The sequence below is a fragment of the Stenotrophomonas sp. 62841_Sma genome, from assembly GCF_056482945.1.
The window spans coordinates 113921-135431 of record NZ_CM151224.1 but is presented as its reverse complement, the minus strand read 5'-3'; the positions used below and the strand labels follow the sequence as shown (position 1 = coordinate 135431).

Annotated in this window: 17 protein-coding genes; 4 read left to right on the top strand and 13 right to left on the bottom strand. The window is 67.7% G+C overall.

Annotated features, from left to right (window positions below; genetic code table 11):
• Positions 1-33 precede the first annotated feature (33 nt).
• The 3 genes from ACZK5G_RS00565 to glnA all read right to left on the bottom strand — a co-directional run bounded on the left by ACZK5G_RS00565 (position 34) and on the right by glnA (position 3602).
• Complete coding sequence (locus ACZK5G_RS00565) at positions 34-1464, bottom strand: ammonium transporter (protein WP_478464958.1); 1431 nt, start codon at positions 1462-1464, stop codon at positions 34-36.
• A gap of 21 nt (positions 1465-1485) precedes the next feature.
• Complete coding sequence (locus tag ACZK5G_RS00560) at positions 1486-1824, bottom strand: P-II family nitrogen regulator (protein ID WP_004134334.1); 339 nt, start codon at positions 1822-1824, stop codon at positions 1486-1488.
• 368 nt (positions 1825-2192) lie between these two features.
• Positions 2193-3602 carry a type I glutamate--ammonia ligase gene (gene glnA, locus ACZK5G_RS00555; RefSeq protein WP_004153533.1) on the bottom strand — a complete coding sequence of 470 codons (1410 nt, stop codon included), beginning with the start codon at positions 3600-3602 and terminating at the stop codon, positions 2193-2195.
• A 224-nt stretch (positions 3603-3826) separates the two neighbouring features.
• On the opposite strand from glnA, the gene ACZK5G_RS00550 reads away from it, so the two are divergent.
• Together ACZK5G_RS00550 and ACZK5G_RS00545 are read left to right on the top strand one after the other, a co-directional pair.
• Positions 3827-4621 carry an undecaprenyl-diphosphate phosphatase gene (locus ACZK5G_RS00550; RefSeq protein WP_197655637.1) on the top strand — a complete coding sequence of 265 codons (795 nt, stop codon included), beginning with the start codon at positions 3827-3829 and terminating at the stop codon, positions 4619-4621.
• Positions 4622-4694: 73 nt separating this feature from the next.
• Positions 4695-5522 carry an META and DUF4377 domain-containing protein gene (locus tag ACZK5G_RS00545; protein WP_012509681.1) on the top strand — a complete coding sequence of 276 codons (828 nt, stop codon included), beginning with the start codon at positions 4695-4697 and terminating at the stop codon, positions 5520-5522.
• Between the two features lie 137 nt (positions 5523-5659).
• On the opposite strand, the gene ACZK5G_RS00540 is transcribed toward ACZK5G_RS00545, so the two are convergent.
• The 9 genes from ACZK5G_RS00540 to ACZK5G_RS00500 all read right to left on the bottom strand — a co-directional run bounded on the left by ACZK5G_RS00540 (position 5660) and on the right by ACZK5G_RS00500 (position 14632).
• Positions 5660-6271 carry a YbhB/YbcL family Raf kinase inhibitor-like protein gene (locus tag ACZK5G_RS00540; protein ID WP_049398185.1) on the bottom strand — a complete coding sequence of 204 codons (612 nt, stop codon included), beginning with the start codon at positions 6269-6271 and terminating at the stop codon, positions 5660-5662.
• A 10-nt stretch (positions 6272-6281) separates the two neighbouring features.
• Entirely contained in the window at positions 6282-8351 is a 2070-nt protein-coding gene (locus ACZK5G_RS00535; RefSeq protein WP_478464957.1) for a tetratricopeptide repeat protein, read from the bottom strand.
• Between the two features lie 56 nt (positions 8352-8407).
• Positions 8408-9397, bottom strand: a complete 990-nt coding sequence (locus ACZK5G_RS00530; RefSeq protein ID WP_050509830.1) for a YheT family hydrolase — start codon at positions 9395-9397, stop codon at positions 8408-8410.
• Between the two features lie 52 nt (positions 9398-9449).
• Positions 9450-10241, bottom strand: coding sequence for a lysophospholipid acyltransferase family protein (locus ACZK5G_RS00525; protein WP_478464955.1), 792 nt, complete (start codon positions 10239-10241; stop codon positions 9450-9452).
• Positions 10242-10361: 120 nt separating this feature from the next.
• Complete coding sequence (locus tag ACZK5G_RS00520) at positions 10362-10796, bottom strand: hotdog fold thioesterase (protein WP_032128719.1); 435 nt, start codon at positions 10794-10796, stop codon at positions 10362-10364.
• Between the two features lie 10 nt (positions 10797-10806).
• Positions 10807-12858 (bottom strand): phospholipase D family protein, encoded by a 2052-nt coding sequence (locus ACZK5G_RS00515; RefSeq protein ID WP_071228820.1) that lies wholly within the window; start codon positions 12856-12858, stop codon positions 10807-10809.
• On the bottom strand, positions 12855-13472 hold the full coding sequence (locus tag ACZK5G_RS00510) for a YceI family protein (protein ID WP_032128717.1): 618 nt from the start codon (positions 13470-13472) through the stop codon (positions 12855-12857). The genes ACZK5G_RS00515 and ACZK5G_RS00510 overlap by 4 nt, the downstream gene beginning before the upstream one ends.
• Positions 13473-13476: 4 nt before the next feature.
• Positions 13477-13953, bottom strand: coding sequence for a SixA phosphatase family protein (locus ACZK5G_RS00505; protein WP_005407539.1), 477 nt, complete (start codon positions 13951-13953; stop codon positions 13477-13479).
• 49 nt (positions 13954-14002) lie between these two features.
• A complete protein-coding gene (locus ACZK5G_RS00500) occupies positions 14003-14632 on the bottom strand; it encodes a ParA family protein (protein WP_010487235.1) in 630 nt (209 codons plus the stop codon).
• Between the two features lie 123 nt (positions 14633-14755).
• Between ACZK5G_RS00500 and ACZK5G_RS00495 the strand changes: the two genes are divergently transcribed.
• Positions 14756-16240 (top strand): AAA family ATPase, encoded by a 1485-nt coding sequence (locus ACZK5G_RS00495; RefSeq protein WP_049398189.1) that lies wholly within the window; start codon positions 14756-14758, stop codon positions 16238-16240.
• A 748-nt stretch (positions 16241-16988) separates the two neighbouring features.
• Here ACZK5G_RS00495 and ACZK5G_RS00490 read toward each other — a convergent pair.
• The gene (locus ACZK5G_RS00490) at positions 16989-17624 is read right to left on the bottom strand and encodes a tetratricopeptide repeat protein (protein WP_032128715.1); all 636 of its coding nucleotides are present in this window, start codon (positions 17622-17624) and stop codon (positions 16989-16991) included.
• Positions 17625-17792: 168 nt separating this feature from the next.
• On the opposite strand from ACZK5G_RS00490, the gene ACZK5G_RS00485 reads away from it, so the two are divergent.
• Complete coding sequence (locus tag ACZK5G_RS00485) at positions 17793-21479, top strand: indolepyruvate ferredoxin oxidoreductase family protein (protein ID WP_478464953.1); 3687 nt, start codon at positions 17793-17795, stop codon at positions 21477-21479.
• The last annotated feature ends 32 nt before the right edge of the window (positions 21480-21511 follow it).

Genomic DNA, 21511 nt, shown 5'->3' with positions numbered 1-21511 from the left:
CCACAACATCAATGCAGCAGCTCGGCCGCTATTTCAGGCCTCGTACGCGGACTCGCCGTGCGAAGTCACATCCAGGCCGGTGCGCTCTGCTTCCTCGGTCACGCGCAGGCCGACCACGCTGCGCACCACCAGCAGGATAAGCGTGGTCACTACCGCCGACCAGACCACGGTCAGGCCGACGCTGACCACCTGCACCCAGACCTGATGGGCGATATCCAGATCGGCCTTGGTGCCGCCCAGCGACTGCGCGCTGAACACACCGGTGAGAATCGCGCCGACGATGCCGCCGACACCATGCACACCGAACACGTCGGCGGTGTCGTCCACCTTCAGCAGGCGCTTCAAGCCGGTCACACCCCACACGCAGACCACGCCGGCGACGAAGCCGATGATGATCGCGCCGAGCGGGCCGACGGTGCCGCAGGCCGGCGTGATGCCGACCAGGCCGGCGACTGCGCCCGAGGCAGCCCCCAGTGCCGACGGCTTGCCCTTGCTGATCGCTTCCACCAGCGTCCAACCGAGTACGGCAGCGGCCGTGGCCAGCACGGTATTAAGGAAGGCCAGCGAGGCGACGGTATCGGCGGCAGCGGCGGAACCCGCGTTGAAGCCGAACCAGCCGACCCACAGCAGCATCGCGCCGATATAGGTAAACGGCACGTTGTGCGGCTTCAGCGCGGTCTGGCCATAGCCCAGGCGCTTGCCGACGAACCACGCGGCGACCAGACCGGACACACCTGCGTTGATGTGGACCACGGTGCCACCGGCGAAATCGATCGCGCCCATCTCACTCAGGTAGCCGCCACCCCAGACGATGTGCGCCATCGGGATGTAGCTGAGGGTGAACCACAGCGCCGAGAACAGCAGCACCGCACGGAACTTGATGCGCTCGGCGAACGCGCCGACGATCAGCGCGGTGGTGATGCCAGCAAACGTCGACTGGAAGGCGACGAACAGGTAATCCGGCAGGCCCTTGATCGGGGTGTTGCCGACCGACTCCGGAGTGAAGCCCTTGAGGAAGGCGAATTCGGTGAACGAGCCGAAGAACGGGTTGCCCGTGCTGAACACCGCGCTGTAGCCATAGGCCACCCACAGCAGCAGCACCAGCGAGAACACCACCAGGATCTGGCTGAGCACCGACAGCACGTTCTTCGAACGCACCAGGCCGCCATAGAACAACGCCAGGCCCGGCACCACCATCAGCAGCACCAGCAGGGTGGACGTCAGCATCCAGGCCACGTCGCCATGGTCGTAGGTCGCGGCGGCTTCAGCCGCGGCCGGTGCGGCGGCCGCAGCGACCGGGTCCTGCAGTGGTTCGACCGCCACGCTTTCGCTCGGCAGCGGCGACACCTGGACCTGCGCGTGGGCACTGCCCGGCCACGCACCGGCGGCCAGCGCGCTGAGCAGCATCAACAGGCACACGAAGTGGAACCGGGCTTGCCACCCGGTGAGAAGGCACATCTTCATGGGGGAGTCTCCGGAAAGGGGTTACAGCGCGTCGGCACCGATTTCGCCGGTGCGGATGCGGATGACCTGTTCGACGGCGGTGACGAAGATCTTGCCGTCACCGATCTTGCCGGTGCCTGCCGACGACTGGATCGCTTCGATCACCGCGTCGGCACGCTCGTCGGTGACCACGGTTTCGATCTTGATCTTGGGCAGGAAGTCGACGACGTACTCGGCGCCGCGATACAGCTCGGTGTGGCCCTTCTGGCGGCCGAAGCCTTTCACTTCGGTCACGGTGATGCCCGACACGCCTGCGTCGGAGAGGGCCTCGCGGACCTCGTCGAGCTTGAACGGCCGGATGATGGCGGAGATCAGTTTCATGCGCATGTCCCGAGGGTGGATGGGGCCAGCGCGCCAGCGCGCGTTGGCATCAGGCAACCAGCGGCCATCAGGATGATGGCCGTGGCTGTTGCACCGGACACGTACAGGGCCGGGACGGCCGTGCCTCTCTCCTTGCACGACCGACGCGGGAGGGAGGGCGGCCCTGGTCGCGTATCCGGTCTCTCTTGCCCCTGTTTCAGCGGACCAACAGTCCGCTCTACTGCAGCGGGCCAGCGGCCCGCTCTACCACGGCGGGTCGGGGTCCGCTCTACCACGGCGGACCGGGGCCCGCCCTGCGGCTCCCCAGCCGCGAAGACGGAAGCGATGGCGGCGGGTGGGAGGGGGAGGCCCACCGCCATCGCCACCGGTCAGCTGGCGTAGTACAGCTGGTATTCCAGCGGGTGGGTGGCCGCGCGGAACTTGGTCACTTCCTGCATCTTCAGCGCAATGTAGCCGTCGATGAAGTCATCGCTCATCACGCCGCCGGCCTTCAGGAACTCGCGGTCCTTGTCCAGCGCTTCCAGCGCCTGGTCCAGCGAGGAGCAGACCTGCGGGATCAGCTTCTCTTCTTCCGGCGGCAGGTCGTACAGGTCCTTGTCGCTCGGTGCGCCCGGGTCGATCTGGTTCTTGATGCCGTCCAGGCCGGCCATCATCAGCGCGGTGAAGGTGAGGTAGCCGGACTGGATCGGATCCGGGAAGCGCATTTCGATGCGGCGTGCCTTCGGGTTGGACACCCACGGAATGCGGCACGAAGCCGAACGGTTGCGGGCCGAGTAGGCCAGCATCACCGGTGCTTCGTAGCCCGGCACCAGGCGCTTGTAGCTGTTGGTGCCCGAGTTGGCGAAGGCGTTGATGGCCTTGGCGTGCTTGAAGATGCCGCCGATGTACCACAGCGCCAGCTGGCTCAGGCCGCCGTAGCCGTCGCCGGAGAACAGGTTGGTGCCGCCCTTGGACAGCGACTGGTGCACATGCATGCCGCTGCCGTTGTCGCCGACGATCGGCTTGGGCATGAAGGTGACGGTCTTGCCGTTACGGTGCGCGACGTTCTTGATCACGTACTTCATGCGCAGCAGTTCGTCGGCCTTCTGCACCAGGGTGCTGAACTTGGTGCCGATCTCGCACTGGCCGGCGGTGGCCACTTCGTGGTGCTGCACTTCCACTTCGATGCCGACCTGTTCCAGGGTCTTGCACATCTCGGCGCGCAGGTCGTGCAGGGTGTCGGTCGGCGGCACCGGGAAGTAACCGCCCTTCACGCCCGGACGGTAGCCGCTGTTGGCGCCGTCGTACTTGGCGCCGCTGTTCCATGCCGCTTCTTCCGAGTCGACCTGGAAGAAGGTGTGGCCCATTTCATTGGCGAAGCGGACCGAATCGAAGATGAAGAATTCCGGCTCCGGGCCGAAGAACGCGGTTTCGGCGATGCCGGAGGACTTCAGGTAGGCCTCGGCGCGCTTGGCGATGCCGCGCGGGCAACGGCCATACGGCTGCATGGTGGCCGGATCGAGGATGTCGCAGCTGATCACGATGGTCGGATCGGCGTAGAACGGGTCGACGTAGGCGCTGGCGGTATCCGGCAGCAGCACCATGTCCGATTCGGCGATGCCCTTCCAGCCGGCGATCGAGCTGCCATCGAACATCTTGCCTTCTTCGAACAGCGACGGCTCGACGATGCTGACCGGGAAGGTCACGTGCTGCTCGACACCACGCATGTCGACAAAGCGCAGGTCGACGAACTCGATCTGGTTGTCCTTGATCAGCTTCTCAACGTTTTCCACGGACATCGGTACGACCTCGGATGGGGATGAATGCCTGCTGAGGTACAGCAACGACCGTGCCAACTTTTCGTAGGCTGCAAGTCATTGATTTCAAAAAGGCCGCCCCGCAGCGGTGCAGAACCGTGCGCACCAAATGGGTGCAGCCGACAGCGGACGCACCCGTTTGGTGCGGCAGTGATCGTCTATCCTCTCGACCTTCTTCCTTCCTGCCGCGCGTGCCCGCACCGTCCATGTCCGACCTGCTCTCCGCCCTGTTGCTGGGCATCCTCGAAGGCTTGACCGAGTTCCTGCCGATCTCCAGCACCGGCCACCTGCTCATCGCCCAGCACTGGCTGGGTGCCCGTTCGGACTTCTTCAACATCGTCATCCAGGCCGGCGCGATCGTGGCGGTGGTACTGGTGTTCCGCCAGCGCCTGCTGCAGTTGGCCACCGGTTTCGGGCAGCGCGAGAACCGCGAGTACGTATTCAAGCTGGGCGCGGCCTTCCTGGTCACCGCCGTGGTCGGCCTGGTGGTGCGCAAAGCCGGCTGGTCGCTGCCCGAGACGGTCAGCCCGGTGGCCTGGGCACTGATCATCGGTGGCATCTGGATGCTGCTGGTGGAGGCCTACACCGCGCGCCTGCCCGACCGCGACCAGGTGACCTGGACCGTGGCGATCGGCGTCGGCCTGGCGCAGGTGGTGGCCGGCGTGTTCCCCGGCACCTCGCGTTCGGCCTCGGCGATCTTCCTGGCCATGCTGCTGGGCCTGAGCCGCCGCGCGGCCGCCGCCGAGTTCGTGTTCCTGGTTGGCATTCCCACCATGTTCGCCGCCAGCGCCTACACCTTCCTGGAAATGGCCAAGGCCGGACAGCTGAGCAGCGAGAACTGGACCGAGGTGGGCGTGGCCTTCCTTGCCGCGGCCGTCACCGGCTTCGTCGTAGTGAAGTGGCTGATGGGCTACATCAAATCGCACAAGTTCACCGCGTTCGCGCTTTACCGCATCGCGCTGGGCGCCGCGCTGCTGCTGTGGTTGCCGTCCGGCAGCTGAACAGCGCCGGGGCACGGTAACCCCGTTGCTGGCCCCACCCCGTTTCCCCCACGGTTCCCCAAGGAGAATCACCATGAACCGCAAGCTCACCCTGCTCCTCCCGCTGGCCCTGCTGGCCGCCTGCAGCCAGACCCCGGCCCCGGCCGGCACCGGCGGCGACGACGTGGCCCCGGCCGCGGCCAAGGCAGCAGACCAGCAGACGCTGGCGCACCTGGATGCGCAGCGCCTGCAGAGCCAGCACTGGCTGCTGCAGCAGGCCACCGCCGCCGACGGCAAGCGCATCGACGCGCTGTTCGCCCGCGAAGACAAGCCGGTCACCCTGGACTTCGCTGATGGCCGCCTGTCGGTCAGCAACGCCTGCAACCACATGGGTGGCGGCTACACCCTGGCCGACGGCAAGCTGACGGTCAGTGCGATGGCCTCGACCATGATGGCCTGCACCGACAAGGCGCTGATGGCGCTGGACGAGGCCGTGTCGAGCCGCCTGCAGGGCGAGCTGAAGGCCGAGCAGGATGCCGATGGCAAGCTGACCCTGACCAACGCCAAGGGCGACGTGCTGGTGTTCAACCCGGAACCGACCGCTGAAACCCGCTACGGCGGCGCCGGCGAAACCGTGTTCCTGGAAGTGGCCGCCAAGACCGAGAAGTGCTCGCACCCGCTGATCCCGGACTACCAGTGCCTGCAGGTGCGTGAAGTGAAGTTCGACGACAAGGGCCTGAAGCAGGGTGAGCCGGGCAAGTTCGAGAACTTCTACGGCAACATCGAGGGTTACACCCACGAAGACGGCGTGCGCAACGTAGTGCGCGTGAAGCGCTACGAAGTGAAGAACCCGCCGGCCGATGCGCCGTCGCAGGCGTACGTGCTGGACATGGTGGTCGAGTCGGCCATCGAGAAGAAGTAAGACGACAGAAGGGCGGCCGCGAGGTCGCCCTTCTTCGTGGTGGGTAGAGCCGGCCGCTGGCCGGCCGCCCCTTTTCATGGTGGCTCGACGCTACAGAAGCAAAGCCGGCCAGCGGCCGGCTCTACCCATCGTGCCGCTCAGCCCAGCGCCGGGTTCAACGTGTAGGTGCCATGCAGTGCGGCTTCGGCCAGCACGTGGCCGTGCATGGCGCGATATGCGTCGGCGGCGGTGAAGCGCGCCGGAAGCTCCAGCGAGGCCACATCCAGCGCGAACACGCGGAAGAAATAGCGGTGCACGCGTTCGTCGTTGAACGGCGGATAGGGGCCGTCATAGCCCAGGTAATCGCCGGCCATGTCCGGGTTGCCCGCAAACCAGCCGGTGAAGTCGTTCAGGCCCTGGCGGCTGCCCGCCGGGCCAGCCGGTGCGGTCTTGCCCTTCACCACGAAGCCATCGCTGCAGCTGCCGGCGGCGATCTCCTGCACCGAGGCCGGAATATCGGCCATCACCCAGTGCACGAAGTCGCAGCGCGGCTGGTCGCGCGGCACGGTCATGTCGCTGCGGCCGACCGTTTCCGCAACGGTCGGCACATCCGGGTCCACGCACACCAGCAGGAACGAACGCGTGCCTTCGGGTGCGCCGTTCCAGGCCAGGTGCGGATTGCGGTCCGGCGCGAAGCCGGTGGCATCGCCGGCGGCGAACTCGCGGTCGATCGGCGCGCCGTTGGTCAGGCTGTGGCTGCTCAGTTGCATCGGCTTCTCCTTACTCTTCCGGGTAACCCAGGCGCACCGCAATCGGGGTGAGCTTGGCAAAGGCGGCGCTCATCACGTCGCGGTAGTTGCGCCAGTGGCCCGGCGGGAAGCGCGGTGCGCCCAGCTGTGCGGCCGGCGGCATCTGCCGCTCGAACAGGCGTCCCAGCAGCTCGGCCATCGCGTGCGGATCATTGCCGATCTGGTCGATGCGCAGCAGCACGTGCGGATACAGTTCTTCCTCATGCAGGGTGGCAACCTGCGCCAGCCCGCGCGCCAGCCATTCGCTGGCTTCAGCCAGCGAGGTCATCGCCAGCGGAGCGGCAGCGCCGTAGGCCACCCAGTCCAGCAGCATGTCGCGCGGATCACGCAGCACGAGCACCAGTCGTCCCTGCGGCAGCTGCGGGCGCAGCGCCCACAGCAGGGCGTTGTCCCACCACAGCAGCCAGTCGATGACGGCATCGCCCTGCAGGCCACGCGCCGGCAGCTGCTCGCGCCAGCGCTGCACCAGCCGCTCCGGGGTCAGCACGCCGGAGGCGAGGTCCTGCAGCGTGTGGTAGTTCTGGAATGCATCATCCGGCGGATTGCTGGTGTAGCGGTCGCTGCGCAGCACCGGGCTGGCGGCCGCCAGGCCGGTCGCAACCCGCTCCACACCCGAACCCGGCGCACCCCACAGGAAGATCGGCGCGGAGCTGGCATCACTGTCGATCTCGCCCTTCTCCGGCCAGCTCGGCGGCGCCTTGGCCTGCGGTGGAAGCGGCAGGCGCTGCGGTGCCTGGTCGGCCTGCAGCGCCATCCACGTCTGCAGCGCCTGTTCCGGCTGGCCAGCGCGGTCCTGGATTTCACCCAGCCAGGTACGCAGGTCGGCGCGATGGCCGTCCGGCGCCCTGTCGATCAGCGCCTGCACGCGCGCGATCGCGGCAACCGGATCACGCTGCAGCAGGCCTTCGACCAGGCGTGTTTCGCCACTGACGCGGCCCGGTTCGAGGCTGACGATACGTTCGGCGATGGCTTCGGCCTGTTCGTGTTCGCCCACCATGTCATGCAGGCGCAGGCGTGCTTCCAGTGCCGGAAGATGACCCGGCATCGCGTCCATCCAGCGCTCCACGGTCGCCGCGGCGGTCGGGCTGCCGACTTCTTCCACGGCCAGGCGTGCCAGCCACAGGTCGTGCAGCTGCGGATGCTGTTCCAGGGCCGCGTCCAGGCGCGCGCGGGCCTCGTCTTCGCGGCCCAGGCGCTGCCAGGACATCAGCAGCAGCTGCAGCACCTGGCGGTCGTCGGGGATCGATTCCAGCAACGGCAGCAGATGGTCCAGCGCCTGCAGCGGCTGGCCGCCGCGCAGCGACAGTTCACCGGCCAGGCGACGCATCGACGGCGTATCCATGCCTTCCTGCTGAAGCGCGATCTGCATCGCTTCGGCAGCCGCCTCCAGGTTGCCCTGGCGCAGCGCCAACTGCACTACCAGGCCATGCAGCGAGCTGATGGCCGGGTTCAGCTCCAGCACGCGGCGGAACGCCTGCTCGGCGAAGGCCAGCATGTCCTTGCCCAGGTAGGCGAAGCCCAGTGCGTACAGCACGCGGGTGTCGTTGGGCTGCGCCTGGTTGGCCGCCGACAGCAGCGTCAGCGCACGATCCGGGTCGTCGCGGCGCAGCGCGATCATGCCGTCGATGGTCAGCAGTTCCGGGTGGTCCGGCTCAACGCGCGAGGCCAGCGTGGACAGGCGCTGGGCTTCATCGAAGTCGTTGCGGCCGATCGCCAGGTGCGCCTGCATCAGGTAGGCGGCGAATGAGTTCGGGTCAAGCCCGGTGGTACGTGCCAGCGCTTCGTCAGCGCCCTGGTACTGGCGCAGGGCGAGCAGCAGGCCAGCGTGCTGCAGGTGCAGCTGGGCATCATCGGGGGCCAGCTGCAACGCCTGCTGCAGCGCCTCCATCGCATCCTCGGCCTTGCCCTGCTGCTGCAGCGCAAGCGCCAGCCAGCGGTGGGCGTCGACCTGGCCGGGTTCATCACGGGTCCACGCCTGGGCCAGCTGCACGGCCTGGTCGGCCTGGTTCTGGCGCAACGCTTGGATGATCTGGTCTTGCATGGCGGTCCGGTTCAAGTGCAAACCCGCATTGTAGCGGTCCACGCACCGGTGCCGGTTCAGCCCGCCAGCACCCGCTGCAGGCGCTGCGCCACCCAGCGCTCGGAGAAGCCGTCACCCCGCCAGTTTTCCAGGAAGCCGCAGTGGCCTCCCCAGCAGGCGGTTTCCAGGTGCGCCTGGCGCGGCAGCTGCCAATCGCTGAAGGTCGCGTACGGGATCACCGGGTCGTCCTGCGCCATCAGGATGTCGGCCGGCACCTGCAGGGTGGACAGGCGGTCACCGGCAATCGAATAGCCATCGAAATAGGCCTGCAGCGAGCCGAAGGTGGTGTGCCGTTCGACCAGCCAGGCAGTCAGTGCACGGATGTCCAGCTTCAGCACGCGATCGTCGCAGTCGCTCAGCTCGGGAAACAGATCGCGCTTGCGGCGCAGCGAGCCGGCCCATTTGCGGCGGAAGTACCAGTCGTACATCGCCGGGCCGTTTTCGATGCTCTCCATCGTCAGCCCCGGGTCCAGCACCGGGCACACCGAGGCCACCCGCAGCAGCGGCACGCCGGCAGCCGGCGCGCGCAGGGCCAGGCGCAGCACGAAGTTGCCACCCAGCGAATAGCCGGCGGCCACCAGCGGCAGCTGCGGCCAGCGCTGGGCGATGTCACCCGCGGCATGCACCACTTCATCGATCAGGTTGGAGTGGAAGATGCCGGGGTTCAGATGGTGGGTGTTGCCATGATCGCGGAAGTTCAGCCGCACCACATCGAAACCCTGTTCGATCATGCGCGCGGCAGCCATGCGCATGTAACTGGATTCGGCACTGCCCTCCCAGCCATGCAGCAGCAGGGCCATGCCCTTCGGTTCGCGGCCTTCGACATGGCTGTGCCAGCCCTGCAGGCGCACGCCATCACCGCCGTCAAGGATCAGCTCTTCGCTGACCGCACCGGTGGCGGCCAGCAGCAGCAGGCCGCGCTGCAGGCGCATGCGGCTGGAGCTGAGCATCGACTGCAGGTGCGGATTGCGCAGCCAGCGCGGCGGCTGGTAGTCAGTCGCATGCAACGTCGGTGTACCGGCGTCCAGGACGGGTGGCGGGACCAGGGCCACCGTGCCCTCAGCCGGTGCTCATGGCCGCCACGATGCGCGCGCGCGAGGTTTCCGCGATGCGTCGACGGCCTTCCAGGTCCTGGGTACCGATCGGCTCCAGGAAATGCACTTCGGTATGCCGCGCCGGCTCACCCAGCAGGCGCAGGAAATTGGCGGCGAAACTCTCGCCCGGGCCGAATGCCACGATGGTCTGTGCGTCACACTTGAACCCATAGATCAGCGCCACAGGCTGCACCGGGACACCGGTTTCGACCGCGGCCTGGAAGATGCGGGCATGGAACGGCCCCACTTCATGGCCACCGCGGGTGCGCCCTTCCGGGAACACGCCTACCGCCTTGCCGGCACGCAGGCGATCGGCCATCACCTGCATCACGCCACCGAGCGATTCGGTGTTGCCGCGCTGGTGGAAGATGGTCTGCCCGCGCGCGGCGAGCCAACCGACCAGCGGCCAGCTTGCGATTTCGCGCTTGGCGACGAAGCCCATCATGCGCTGGCTGTGCAGGATGGAGATGTCGACCCAGCTGACGTGGTTGGCGACGAACAGCACGGCACCGGGCAAGGGCTGGCCCACCCGTGACAGGCGGAAGCCGAAGATCCACATCAGGCCGCCCTGCCACCAGTTCACCACCTTCGCCCCGAAGGTATCCTCGCCCACGCGCAGCTCGCCCCACGGCGGGAGCATGCCGATCAGGATCAGCGGCAGGAACACGGTGATGTGGACCAACAGCAGCGGTACGCGGTACAGGTAACGGCACACACGCGCCACGCCGCCACGGGGGGCCGGAGTGGGGGAAGTCATCCGCGCACGATACCGGAGCGCCGCAGCAGCTGCCAGCCGATTTAGGCCATAACCGCCATTGACCGGGGCAATCGGCGGGGAACGCTGGGTTCTGCCGCCGTCAACACGCCCGCCGGGGGCTCAACCGTGGCCGGCGGCCACCACCGCCAGGGTCAGCCGAGAGATGCACACCAGCCGGCCCTGCTCGTCTTCGATGCGGATCTCCCACAGCTGGGTGCTGCGGCCGACGTGCAGCGCGCGGGCAGTCCCGGTGACCGTGCCCGAGCGCACGGCGCGCACGTGGTTGGCGTTGATTTCCAGGCCCACGCAGATCTGCTTGCCGGTATCCACGCACAGGTTGCCGGCACTGCTGCCCAGGGTCTCGGCCAGCACCACCGAGGCACCGCCGTGCAGGATGCCGTACGGCTGCCGGGTGCGCTCGTCCACCGGCATGGTGGCCTGCAGCCAGTCTTCGCCCGCAGCGCTGAAGACGATGCCGAGGGATTCGATCGCCGTGTTGCGGCTGAGCGCGTTGAGCTGCTCGATGGAAACGGCTTCGCGGAACACCTGGGTCATGCGGGCACCTTCAGAGGATGGGAACGAGGCCGGCGCCGAATGCAGTCAGCATGCGCACCAGCAGCCACTTCGGGCCGACGTTGACTTCGGGGAAGTCGCCGACGGCGACGTAGCAGTTGTGGAACGCCGGGTCCTGCCGGGGCAGCGGCTGCGGGCAGTCCGGACCGGGCTTGAACTCGTAGTCGGTGGCGTAGCGCCACGGCCAGAAGTCGAGGATCGGCAGCGCTTCGGAGGCTTTGCCGACGCTGTAGTTCAGGCCCGACAGCACTGGCGGCTTGGCCCGCGGCGCCACTGTCCACGAGTTCTGCGGATGGGTATCGCGCAGGATGCTCTCGGCCAGCTGCTCGGCAAACACCGGATCGTCGATGATCACCGCGCCTTCGGTGTTGTAGTTCTCGCTGCGCGGATCGAAGTTGTGGGTGCCGACCACGCCGATGCGGCGATCGACCACCAGCGACTTGGCGTGCAGGCCCATGCGGGCGCCCTTGCGGGTGACCGGCAACGGCTTGTTGACCGCCTTGCTGCCCAGGAACGACGGACGCGTCTCGGTGCGCAGCAGGCGCGTTTCCACCTCGCTGCCGGCGGCGCGGCGACGTTCGCGCGCGTTCTGGTAGGCACTGCCGGTACGCGGATGATGCACCGCCACCTGCTTGCGGGGCGCGGCCAGATCCCCGTCGCTGCCACCACCGGCATTGCTGCCAGCGGCGCTGCCGCCGATCAGCGGATTGCGCCCACCGTCGTCGTCGCCTCCGGGCGCGGCGATCGGGTCGGGCAGCAGATTGCGGTAGTCGACCGGTGCATCCAGCGGGAACGGCTTGTATTCGAAGATGTTGAAGCCCAGTTCGCGCATGTTGCGCCGCTTGTACTTGTACGACAGCGCATACACGATCGGGTTGTCGGTGGCCGCCAGGCTGTTGCTGGACACCACCACGCGCGGCGGCTGCGGGCGCTTGCGCAGCTCGCGGAACAGCTTCTGCGCCGGCTTGGACAGCACCAGGTACGGCGTCTGCAGGATCACTTCCTTCTGCGCGCCGGCGATCAGTGCATCCAGCTGCGGCTCGGTCACGTGCTGGCCGGCCAGCGGGGCATCGGCCTTCTCGCGGCGGTGCTTGCGCGGCAGGTCGGCGACGTAGCGCACCGAGGCCACCGGCAGCGCGGTATCCACGAAGGAACGGGTGACGAACTCCATGTCATTGGCTTCAGCGCTGACCCGCTGCACCCGCTCCGGGCGGCGGAACGTGGCGGGCGGCAGCACCGGCACGCCTTCGCGTAGCAGGGTGCGGCCCACGTCATTCAGGCGCTCGGCCGGCACGCTGCGCTTGGCGCGCCAGAACGCATCGAAGTTGGCCGCCATCGCCCGCGCTTCCGGGCCGGCGATCATGACGTCGCGATCGCGGAAGTTGTACTCGCGATCCCAGTCGTAATAGTCGTCCTGGTAGTTGCGGCCGCCGACCACGCCGATCGCATCGTCGATCACCAGCAGCTTGTTGTGCATGCGCTGGTTGAAGCGACGGAAGCAGCACAGCACGCTGCCGGCGTAATCGAAGTAGTTCAGCCGGGCCTTGCCGAAGGTCGGGTTGTAGACCCTCAGCTGGAAATTCTGGTGGGCACCGGACAGCGCGCCGAGGATCTCCAGGTCGGAGATCGCCGAGAGCTGGTCGATCAGCACCCGCACCTTCACCCCGCGCCGCGACGCGGCCAGCAGTTCGTCGATGACCAGCCGCGCGCTGTCGTCCTTGTCGAAGATGTAGGTCTGCAGGTCGATGCTGCGGGTGGCACTGCGCAGCAGGTTCAGGCGCGCCACCAGGGCGCCCTCCCCCTCGTCCAGCAGGGTGGCGTAGTGGCGCGGCTGCTCCGGGGTGGATTCGGTGAACGCCCGGCCGGCCAACGCCCGCAGCGGCGAATCCTGTGCGCAGCGGTCGGCGCGCTGGCAGTCGACCTGGATCGAGCGCGCCTGCACGGCGATCGCTTCGGCGCGGTCGCGCTCGGCATTGGACAGCGATGCACAACCGCTGCCCAGCAACACGGTTGCCAGCGCCAGTACACGCAGCAGGAGGTTCACGGTTTCGGCGCCTCACTCAGGCGCGCTCGCAATACGAAGGTCACTCGGTCACTCAAGGCAAGCTGCCAGCTGTCCATTCCATACCGGCCTCGCTGCACGGTACCGCGGCTGACGACGTCGCAATCATAGCCGGGTCGGGCGCAATCCGCTTTCTCGACCTTCAGTGTCTCGGGGTGGCTGATCCCGCGCAGGGTCAGCCGCCCGTTGATGTCGCCCCCGTCTTCCACGGTCTCCGGCCAGTACGGCAGCGAGTCGAACTCGACCACCGGGTGGCGGCCTGCGTCGAAGAACTCCTCGCCGCGCATCCAGCCGGTGTAGCGCGCCTTGCCGGGGATCTCGACCGAGCGCGTGAACATCTTCAGGTGCACCTGGTGGCGGCCGTCGGAGAGGATCTCGATGCGACCCTCGAAGTGCGGGAACAGGCCTTCGATGCGCTGCCCGAAGCGGGTGCGCACCTCGAAACCGATCTGCGAGCGCTGGGTATCCAGGTGCAGGACCCGGTGCGCTTCAGCGACCACCGGCGGCAAGGGCGTTGGCGGTGGCGCGGCAGCCCAGGCCGCGCCGGAAGCCAGCAGCACGGGCAGCAGAAAGCGGCTGCGCCGCGCCAGGCTCATTGGATCACGGCCACCAGAACGCGTTCAGGCTGGCCACGCCCGGCTCGATCGAGGCCTCGCGCGGGAAGCCGAGCACGGCAATGCCGGCCGGCGGCATGCCGCGATAGTCGCTGCTGGTGCCTTCCGTCATCAACGCCACCAGGCGCTCCAGGCCGGGGTTGTGGCCGACGATCAGCACCCGGTCGAGGTCACGGCGGTCGTCCACCAGCGCCGCCAGGGTGCCGGGGGTAGCCTCGTAGATGCGGTCTTCCAGGCGCTTCTCGACATAGCCGATGGTGCCGAGCACGGCTTCCAGGGTCTCCCGGGTGCGCCGCGCCGGTGAGCACAGCACGCAGTCCGGCAGCAGGTTGTTCTCCTTCAGCCACTTGCCGGCGGCTTCGGCTTCGGCGAGCCCCACCGGCGACAACGGCCGGTCGAGGTCGGCCTGGCCGGGGGTAGCCGGTTCGGCATGGGCATGGCGCAGCAGGATCAGTTCACGCATCGCGGGTTTCCATGAAGAAGAGGATGCAGCAGAAAGAGTGACGCAGGCATCAAAGCTTCAGCCAGGACAGCAGCGGCTCCCAGTCGGCCTGGTGCTCGCGCACCTGGGCCGAGCGGTAGTCGAACAGGCTGCGGCCCAGGCCGGTCATGACCACATAGCTCTGGCTGTCGCGCAGCTGCGCGACCACCGGGTACGGCCATTCACCCAGCATCTGCAGCGCCTGCTGCGAGGTCTGGGTCCATGGTTTGGTACGGTTGAGCACCAGCCCCACCGGCAGCTTGCGGCTGTGCACGCGCGGGTTCTGGGCCAGGCTGTTGAGGAAGCCGACGATCGCTTCGATGTCCAGCGCCGAGGGCAGCACCGGTACCACCACCGCGTCGGCAGCGTCGAGGAAATGGGGAATATCGTCAGCCAGGGCACCGGCCGGCGCATCGATGATGACGGTGTCGGTGCCGTCGGGCAGCTTCTGCGCCCACTGCTTCTTCCGGTACACGTCGATGGGGAGCACCGCGCTTTCCAGCCCGGCACGGCGTTGTGCCCAGCGGGTGCTGGAACCCTGCGGGTCGGCATCGGCAATCACCGTGGCCTTGCCCTGCAATGCCGCGTACGCGGCCAGGTGGGTGGCGACGGTGGTCTTGCCCACCCCGCCCTTGGAACCGGCCACCAGGATCGTCTTCATGCCAGCCTCGCTTCCGGGTACGTGCCCCGAGCGTACACCGGTGATGGTGACGGGAGGTAGCGTCGTGCTGAACCAGCGGCCATCGCCTTTGCTATCGTGGCGCCCCCGAAGGATCGAACCGGCATGAGCGAACTGCAGGATCTGAGCGCGTTGATCCGCGCCAATACCCCACTGATCGTCATCGAGACCCAGGACGAGGGTCGCATCGTCGAGCTGTTCCGGCAGACGCTGATGCACGTATGGCGGGCGCTGCACCGCTGGTCGATCACCGAGGGCCTGCGCCGGATCGACCTGGACAGCGAAGACCCGCCGGTCGGGCCGCCCGATGCCAGCGCGGCCCTGCAGATGATCCGCCAGGCCGACCAGCGCGGCGTCTACCTGCTGCTCGATTTCCACCCCTACCTGGGCTATGCCAGCCACCAGCGCGCCCTGCGCGACCTGATCCAGCGCCGCCACAGCGAGCCGCACGTGCTGGTGCTGATCGGCGCCAAGGTGGAACTGCCGGCCGAGCTGGAAGCACTGGCGGTGCGCTTCAACCCGCGCCTGCCCGATGCCAATGCCCTGCTGAAGATGCTGCGCGAGGAGGCCGACGCCTATGCGCGCGAGCATGGCGGCCGCCGGGTTGAAGTCGACAGCGAAGCGGTCAAGAAGATCCTGAAGAACCTGCAGGGCCTGAGCCTGGTCGATGCCCGGCGCATCGCGCGCCAGCTGATCTACGCCGACGGCGCACTGCGCGACGACGATCTGCCGCAGCTGGCGCGGCTGAAGTTCGAGCTGCTCAACCGCAGCGGCCACCTGTTCTTCGAGCATGACAGCGCGCGCTTCGGCGATGTGGCCGGCGCCAACCGGCTCAAGCGCTGGATCAACCAGCGGCGCGTGGCCTTCATTGCCGGCTCCGCCCCGGCCGGGCTGGACCCGCCGCGCGGCATGCTGCTGCTGGGTGTACAGGGCTGTGGCAAGTCGATGCTGGCCAAGGCCACCGCCGCCGGCTTCGGCGTGCCCCTGCTGCGCCTGGACGTGGGCGCGCTGTACAACAAGTACCACGGCGAGACCGAAGCCAACCTGCGCCAGGCGCTGGCCTCGGCCGAACAACTCGCGCCCTGCGTGCTGTGGATGGACGAGATCGAGAAGGGCCTGGCCAGCGGTGGCGAGGATGGCGGCGTGTCACGCCGCGTGCTCGGTTACCTGCTGACCTGGATGGCCGAACGCAAAGCGCCGGTGTTCATCGTCGCCACCGCCAACCAGGTGCACGAGCTGCCCGCCGAGCTGCTGCGCAAGGGCCGCTTCGACGAGATCTTCTTCGTTGATCTGCCCTCGCCTGACGTGCGCGTGGAACTGCTGCGGCTGCACCTGGGCCGGCGCCAGCTCAACGCCGACGACTTCGCACTGCCGGCGCTGGCGGCGGCCGCCAATGGTTTTTCCGGCGCCGAGATCGAGCAGGCGATCGTGGCTGGCCTGTATGCGGCACATGCCGAAGGCCGGCCGCTGGACACCGAGCTGCTGATGACCGAGATCCGCGCCACCCGACCGCTGTCGGTGCTGATGGCAGAGCAGGTAGAAGCACTGCGTGCGTGGGCGTCGGGGCGGACGGTTTCCGCGGACGACTGAGGGGTTTCCAGCGAACGGCGCAGCCCCTCGTGGCGGCTGGTTGACTGTGAACATCAAAAGCCGCGCTTGGCCGGGCGGGATGGATTCGCGGGGGACGCCGTCAACCCGTCCATGGGGGCTTGGCCGCGGCATCCATGCCGCGGACACCCCCGCGAACCCACCCCGCCCGGCCTCTGACAATTTCCGAGTGCGTCCGCCACGGAAAAGAAAAAAGAAAAGCAGAAGCAAAAGCCGGTTGGTTGGCCGCCTTCTGTAGCCGAGCCCACACTCGGCTGCTCTTCGATCAGATATCGAATAGTCGATTCCGTTACAGATTCATCCACGCATGGCGTGGATCTACCGTGTCGACCAAGGTCGACACCTACCAGCAGCAGGGAACTGTCGGAGGCGGGGCGGTGTGGGTTGGCAGGACCGTTGGCGCCATGGGCCCGAGGCATGCCTCGGGCGGGTTGGGCAGGATGCCCAACCCCGGCCTTGCCGTGTGCGCAGGACAGCGCACACGAGCAAGGCGCCATCGAGCCCCCATGGGTGAGGGCGCTTTGCCTGCGAGGCATGCCTCGCAAGCCCCCGAACGCACAGCCGCCAGCGGCTGGGCCGGACCCCGGAGGGGGGTTTACGGCGTGTCCTGCCAACCCACACCGCCCTGCCATCCCACAGATTGCCCGCTGTTGCTGTTGCTGTTGCTGTTGCTGTTGCTTTGGCTGTTGCCTCTGCGGGTGCCGGGTGCAACCCGGCCGAACCCCTTCCCTCAGGGCCAGGCAGGTGGTGCGGCCGCCCAGGCCTGCTGCACCTCGGCCAGCGACGCGCGCTCATCCTCACGCCACTGCGGCAGCAGCTGCCCATAGTTGGCCGTGGTACTCCACTGCGTCGGCTCGGTGCGTACCGCAGCCGCATACCACTGCACCGCCTCCTGCTTCTGCCCCATCCGCCACAATGCCAACGCATAGGTCGGTGGCACCCAGGTGGGCTTCGTACGGGCGTTGCTGGCCGATACCAGCCACTGTTCCAGCGCCGCCTCCGGCTTGCCCTGGCGCAGCAGGTCCCAACCGTAGTTCCAGCGCACGCTGCGGCCGCTGCTGCTCTGTGCCGGCGCCTCTTTCATCGCCTCGCCATACAGCTGCTCGGCCAGCTCGCCACGGCCCTGCGCGCCGGCCACCGATGCCAGCTGCACCGTCGCTTCCACCGCGCGGCGGCCGCGCTCACGCAGCTTGACCAGCTGGGCCACCAGCTCATCGCCCTCGCCCTGCACCGCCACCATCGGCGTTGCCGCCAGGTCGTTGTCGAAGTAGAACTCCTGTGGTGCCGGCACGGCCGGCGCGGCCCACGCAGTGGCCACTCCCGAGGCCAGCAGCACGCTGGCCAGGATCTTTCCTGGAACTGACATCCCTTCTCCCCAGGCCGCAACTGCAGCCTCCCTCTCTCTTCCCGATCCTAACCCCAGCACCGCCGCGGGCGCGAGTGCCGGGGCCTCGCGGCCCCGCTGCTACAATTCGCGCCTTTCCCGCCGCGTGCCTGCACGCGGCCGGTGCCAGCCGATCCTACCGGGCCAGCCATGACCAGTACCGCGCAACTCACTTCGCCCTCGTCCGCCGACCTGCTCGACCGTGATTACACGCTCGACCACAAGTACACCCGCAGCGAGGGGCGGATCTATCTGAGTGGCGTGCAGGCGCTGGTGCGGCTGCCGCTGATGCAGCGGCTGCGCGACGCCGCCGAAGGCATCGACAGCGCCGGCTTTGTCAGCGGCTACCGTGGCAGCCCGCTGGGTGGCTTCGACCTGGAACTGTGGCGCGCACGCAAGCACCTTGAAGCAGCCAAGGTGAAGTTCACCCCGGGCCTGAACGAGGACCTGGGCGCCACCATGGTGTGGGGCACGCAGCAGACCAACCTGTTCCCCGGCGCCAACGTGCAGGGCGTGTTCGGCATGTGGTACGGCAAGGGCCCGGGCGTGGACCGCTGCGGCGACGTGTTCAAGCACGCCAATGCCGCCGGCACCTCGCGCTACGGTGGCGTGCTGGCACTGGCCGCCGATGACCATGCCTGCCGCAGTTCGACGCTGCCGCACGGCAGCGAGGACGAGTTCGTCAGCGCGATGATGCCGGTGCTGAACCCGGCCGGCGTGCAGGACATCCTCGACATGGGCCTGCTGGGCTGGGCGATGAGCCGCTATACCGGCCGCTGGGTCGGCTTCAAGACGATCGCCGAGACGGTGGAATCGTCGGCGTCGGTGCAGGTCGATCCGATGGCGCGCCGCATCGTGCTGCCGGAAGACTTCGAGATGCCGTCGGGTGGCCTCAACATCCGCTGGCCAGACCCGCCGCTGGACCAGGAAATGCGCCTGCACCGCTATGCGGTGAAGGCCGCACAGGCCTTTGCCCGCGCCAACGGCATCGACAAGGTGGTGATGGATGCGCCGCGCGCGCGGCTGGGCATCGTCACCACCGGCAAGAGCTACCTGGACGTGCTGCAGGCGCTGGAGTACCTGGGCCTGGACGAAGCCGCGTGCGCCGACATCGGCATCCGCGTGTACAAGGTCGGCATGACCTGGCCGCTGGAACCGCAGGGCATCGCGCGCTTCGCGCAGGGCCTGGAAGACATCATCGTGGTGGAGGAGAAGCGTGCCTTCATCGAGCGCCAGATGAAGGAACAGTTCTTCAACTGGCCGGCCAGCTGGGGCCAGCGCCCGTCCATCGTCGGCAAGTACGATGAAAGCGGCGAATGGATCCTGCCGTCCACCGGTGAGCTGACGCCGGCCACCATCGCCGGCGTGATCGGTCGCCGCATCCAGAAGTTCTTCAACAACGAATCGATCGAGCAGCGCCTGCAGTGGATGCAGGAGAAGGAAGCCGAGCTTGCGTTGCCGCGCGCCAGCTTCCCGCGCGTACCGCACTACTGCTCGGGCTGCCCGCACAACACCTCTACCCAGGTGCCGGAAGGCTCGCGGGCGCTGGCCGGCATCGGTTGCCACTACATGGTGACCTGGATGGACCGCAGCACCGACACCTTCACTCACATGGGCGGCGAAGGCGTGACCTGGGCCGGGCAGGCGCCGTTCACCGACACCCCGCACGTATTCCAGAATCTGGGCGACGGCACCTATTTCCACAGCGGCTCGCTGGCGATCCGCCAGGCAGTCGCCGCCGGCGTCAACATCACCTACAAGATCCTCTACAACGACGCGGTGGCGATGACCGGCGGCCAGCCGGTGGACGGCCCGCTGAGCGTGCCGGACATCGCAAAGCAGATGCGCGCCGAAGGCATCCACACCATCGTGGTGCTGTCGGACAACATCGGCAAGTGGACCGGCCAGCGCGAGCACTTCCCCAGCGACGTCGAGTTCCACGACCGCAGCGAGCTGGATGAGGTGCAGAAGCGCCTGCGCGAGGTGAAGGGTGTTTCGATCCTGATCTACGAACAGACCTGCGCCACCGAGAAGCGCCGCCGCCGCAAGCGCGGCAAGCTGGAAGATCCGCAGAAGCGCGTGCTGATCAATTCGCTGGTCTGTGAAGGCTGTGGCGACTGCGGCAAGAAGAGCTTCTGCGTGTCGGTACTGCCGAAGGAAACCGAGTTCGGGCGCAAGCGCGAGATCGACCAGTCCAACTGCAACAAGGACTATTCCTGCGTGAACGGTTTCTGCCCGAGCTTCGTCACCGTGCACGGTGGCCAGCCGCGCAAGGGCAGCAAGCGCGATGCTTCCACCCTGCTGGACAACCTGCCGGCACCGGCCATCCGCGGCACCCTCGAACAGCCCTGGAACATCCTGATCACCGGCGTCGGCGGTACCGGCGTGGTGACCATCGGCGCGCTGCTGGGCATGGCCGGCCACCTGGAAGGCAAGGGTGCGACCGTGCTCGACCAGACCGGCCTGGCACAGAAGGGCGGCGCGGTGACCACGCATATCCGCATTGCCCGTCGCCCTGAAGACATCCACGCCGTGCGCATCGCCGCCGGCGAAGCCGACCTGGTGGTGGGCTGCGACATGGTGGTGGTCAACGACTACTGGGCCCTGTCGAAGGTGCGTGCCGGCCGTTCGCAGGTGGTGCTGAACACCTACGAAGCGATGCCCGGAACCTTCACCACCCGCCCGGACATGCAGTTCCCCGCCGCCGACATCGTGGCCGGTGTGCGCGTGGCGCTGGGCGGCCAGGAGCCGTTGCTGCTGGATGCCACCCAGCTGGCCACCGCGCTGCTGGGCGATGCGATCGCCGCCAACCTGTTCATCCTCGGCTATGCCTGGCAGCAGGGCCTGGTGCCGCTGTCGTTCGAGTCGCTGATGCGCGCCATCGAGCTCAACGGTGCGGCCGTGGCGATGAACCAGCAGGCCTTCGCCTGGGGCCGCCTGGCCGTGGTCGACCCGCAGGCCGTGCAGCAGGCCGCCGGCCTGGTGCGCAACCGCCACACCGATACCGAATCCACTCCGGGCCCGCTGCACCCGCTGCCGCCGGGCGAGTGGGAGGGCAACGAATGGGGTGCCACCGCCGCACCGCGCAACACCGGCGACGAACGCGAACTGCGTGGCCTGCCCTCGCACGGTGGCGATGTTGCGTTCCTGCCGCTGGACGACGCCCGCCTGTCGCGCTCGCTGGATGAAATGATCGAGCGCCGCGCCGCGTTCCTGGTCGAGTACCAGGACGCTGCCTACGCCAACCGCTACCGCAGCCTGGTCGAGCGCGTGCGCGCCGCCGAAGCCGACCGCATCGGCGGTTCCACCGCGCTGACCGAGACCGTGGCCCGTTACCTGTTCAAGCTGATGGCCTACAAGGACGAGTACGAAGTGGCCCGCCTGTATACCAGTGGCGACTTCCAGCGCCGCCTGCAGCAGCAGTTCGAGGGCGATTACCAGCTGCGCTTCCACCTGGCACCGCCGCTGTTCGCCAGGAAGGACGAGCAGGGCCGGTTGCTGAAGAAGGAATACGGCCCGTGGATGTTCAAGGCCTTCGGCCTGCTGGCCAAGCTGAAGTTCCTTCGCGGCGGCCGGCTTGATGTGTTCGGCCGCACCGAGGAACGCCGCATGGAGCGCAAGCTGATCGGCGATTACGAGGCCACCGTGCAGCTGCTGCTGGACGGCCTGTATGACGACCGCCTGGCGCTGGCGGTGGAAATCGCCAGCGTGCCCGAGCACATCCGCGGCTTCGGCCACGTCAAGGAAGCGCATTTCGAGCAGGCCAAGGCGCGCGAAGCCGCCCTGCTGGCGCAGTGGCGGAACCCAAAGGCGCTGCACATCGTGCAGGTGGCTTGAGCACCGCTGACGGCACGAAAGCAACCTATTGA

Bases quoted from the DNA above. Each gene is read 5' to 3' on its own strand.
- ACZK5G_RS00565 (WP_478464958.1), bottom strand. From the start codon at position 1,464: ATGAAGATGTGCCTTCTCACCGGGTGGCAAGCCCGGTTCCACTTCGTG.
- ACZK5G_RS00560 (WP_004134334.1), bottom strand. From the start codon at position 1,824: ATGAAACTGATCTCCGCCATCATCCGGCCGTTCAAGCTCGACGAGGTC.
- glnA (WP_004153533.1), bottom strand. From the start codon at position 3,602: ATGTCCGTGGAAAACGTTGAGAAGCTGATCAAGGACAACCAGATCGAG.
- ACZK5G_RS00550 (WP_197655637.1), top strand. From the start codon at position 3,827: ATGTCCGACCTGCTCTCCGCCCTGTTGCTGGGCATCCTCGAAGGCTTG.
- ACZK5G_RS00545 (WP_012509681.1), top strand. From the start codon at position 4,695: ATGAACCGCAAGCTCACCCTGCTCCTCCCGCTGGCCCTGCTGGCCGCC.
- ACZK5G_RS00540 (WP_049398185.1), bottom strand. From the start codon at position 6,271: ATGCAACTGAGCAGCCACAGCCTGACCAACGGCGCGCCGATCGACCGC.
- ACZK5G_RS00535 (WP_478464957.1), bottom strand. From the start codon at position 8,351: ATGCAAGACCAGATCATCCAAGCGTTGCGCCAGAACCAGGCCGACCAG.
- ACZK5G_RS00525 (WP_478464955.1), bottom strand. From the start codon at position 10,241: ATGACTTCCCCCACTCCGGCCCCCCGTGGCGGCGTGGCGCGTGTGTGC.
- ACZK5G_RS00520 (WP_032128719.1), bottom strand. From the start codon at position 10,796: ATGACCCAGGTGTTCCGCGAAGCCGTTTCCATCGAGCAGCTCAACGCG.
- ACZK5G_RS00510 (WP_032128717.1), bottom strand. From the start codon at position 13,472: ATGAGCCTGGCGCGGCGCAGCCGCTTTCTGCTGCCCGTGCTGCTGGCT.
- ACZK5G_RS00505 (WP_005407539.1), bottom strand. From the start codon at position 13,953: ATGCGTGAACTGATCCTGCTGCGCCATGCCCATGCCGAACCGGCTACC.
- ACZK5G_RS00500 (WP_010487235.1), bottom strand. From the start codon at position 14,632: ATGAAGACGATCCTGGTGGCCGGTTCCAAGGGCGGGGTGGGCAAGACC.
- ACZK5G_RS00495 (WP_049398189.1), top strand. From the start codon at position 14,756: ATGAGCGAACTGCAGGATCTGAGCGCGTTGATCCGCGCCAATACCCCA.
- ACZK5G_RS00490 (WP_032128715.1), bottom strand. From the start codon at position 17,624: ATGTCAGTTCCAGGAAAGATCCTGGCCAGCGTGCTGCTGGCCTCGGGA.
- ACZK5G_RS00485 (WP_478464953.1), top strand. From the start codon at position 17,793: ATGACCAGTACCGCGCAACTCACTTCGCCCTCGTCCGCCGACCTGCTC.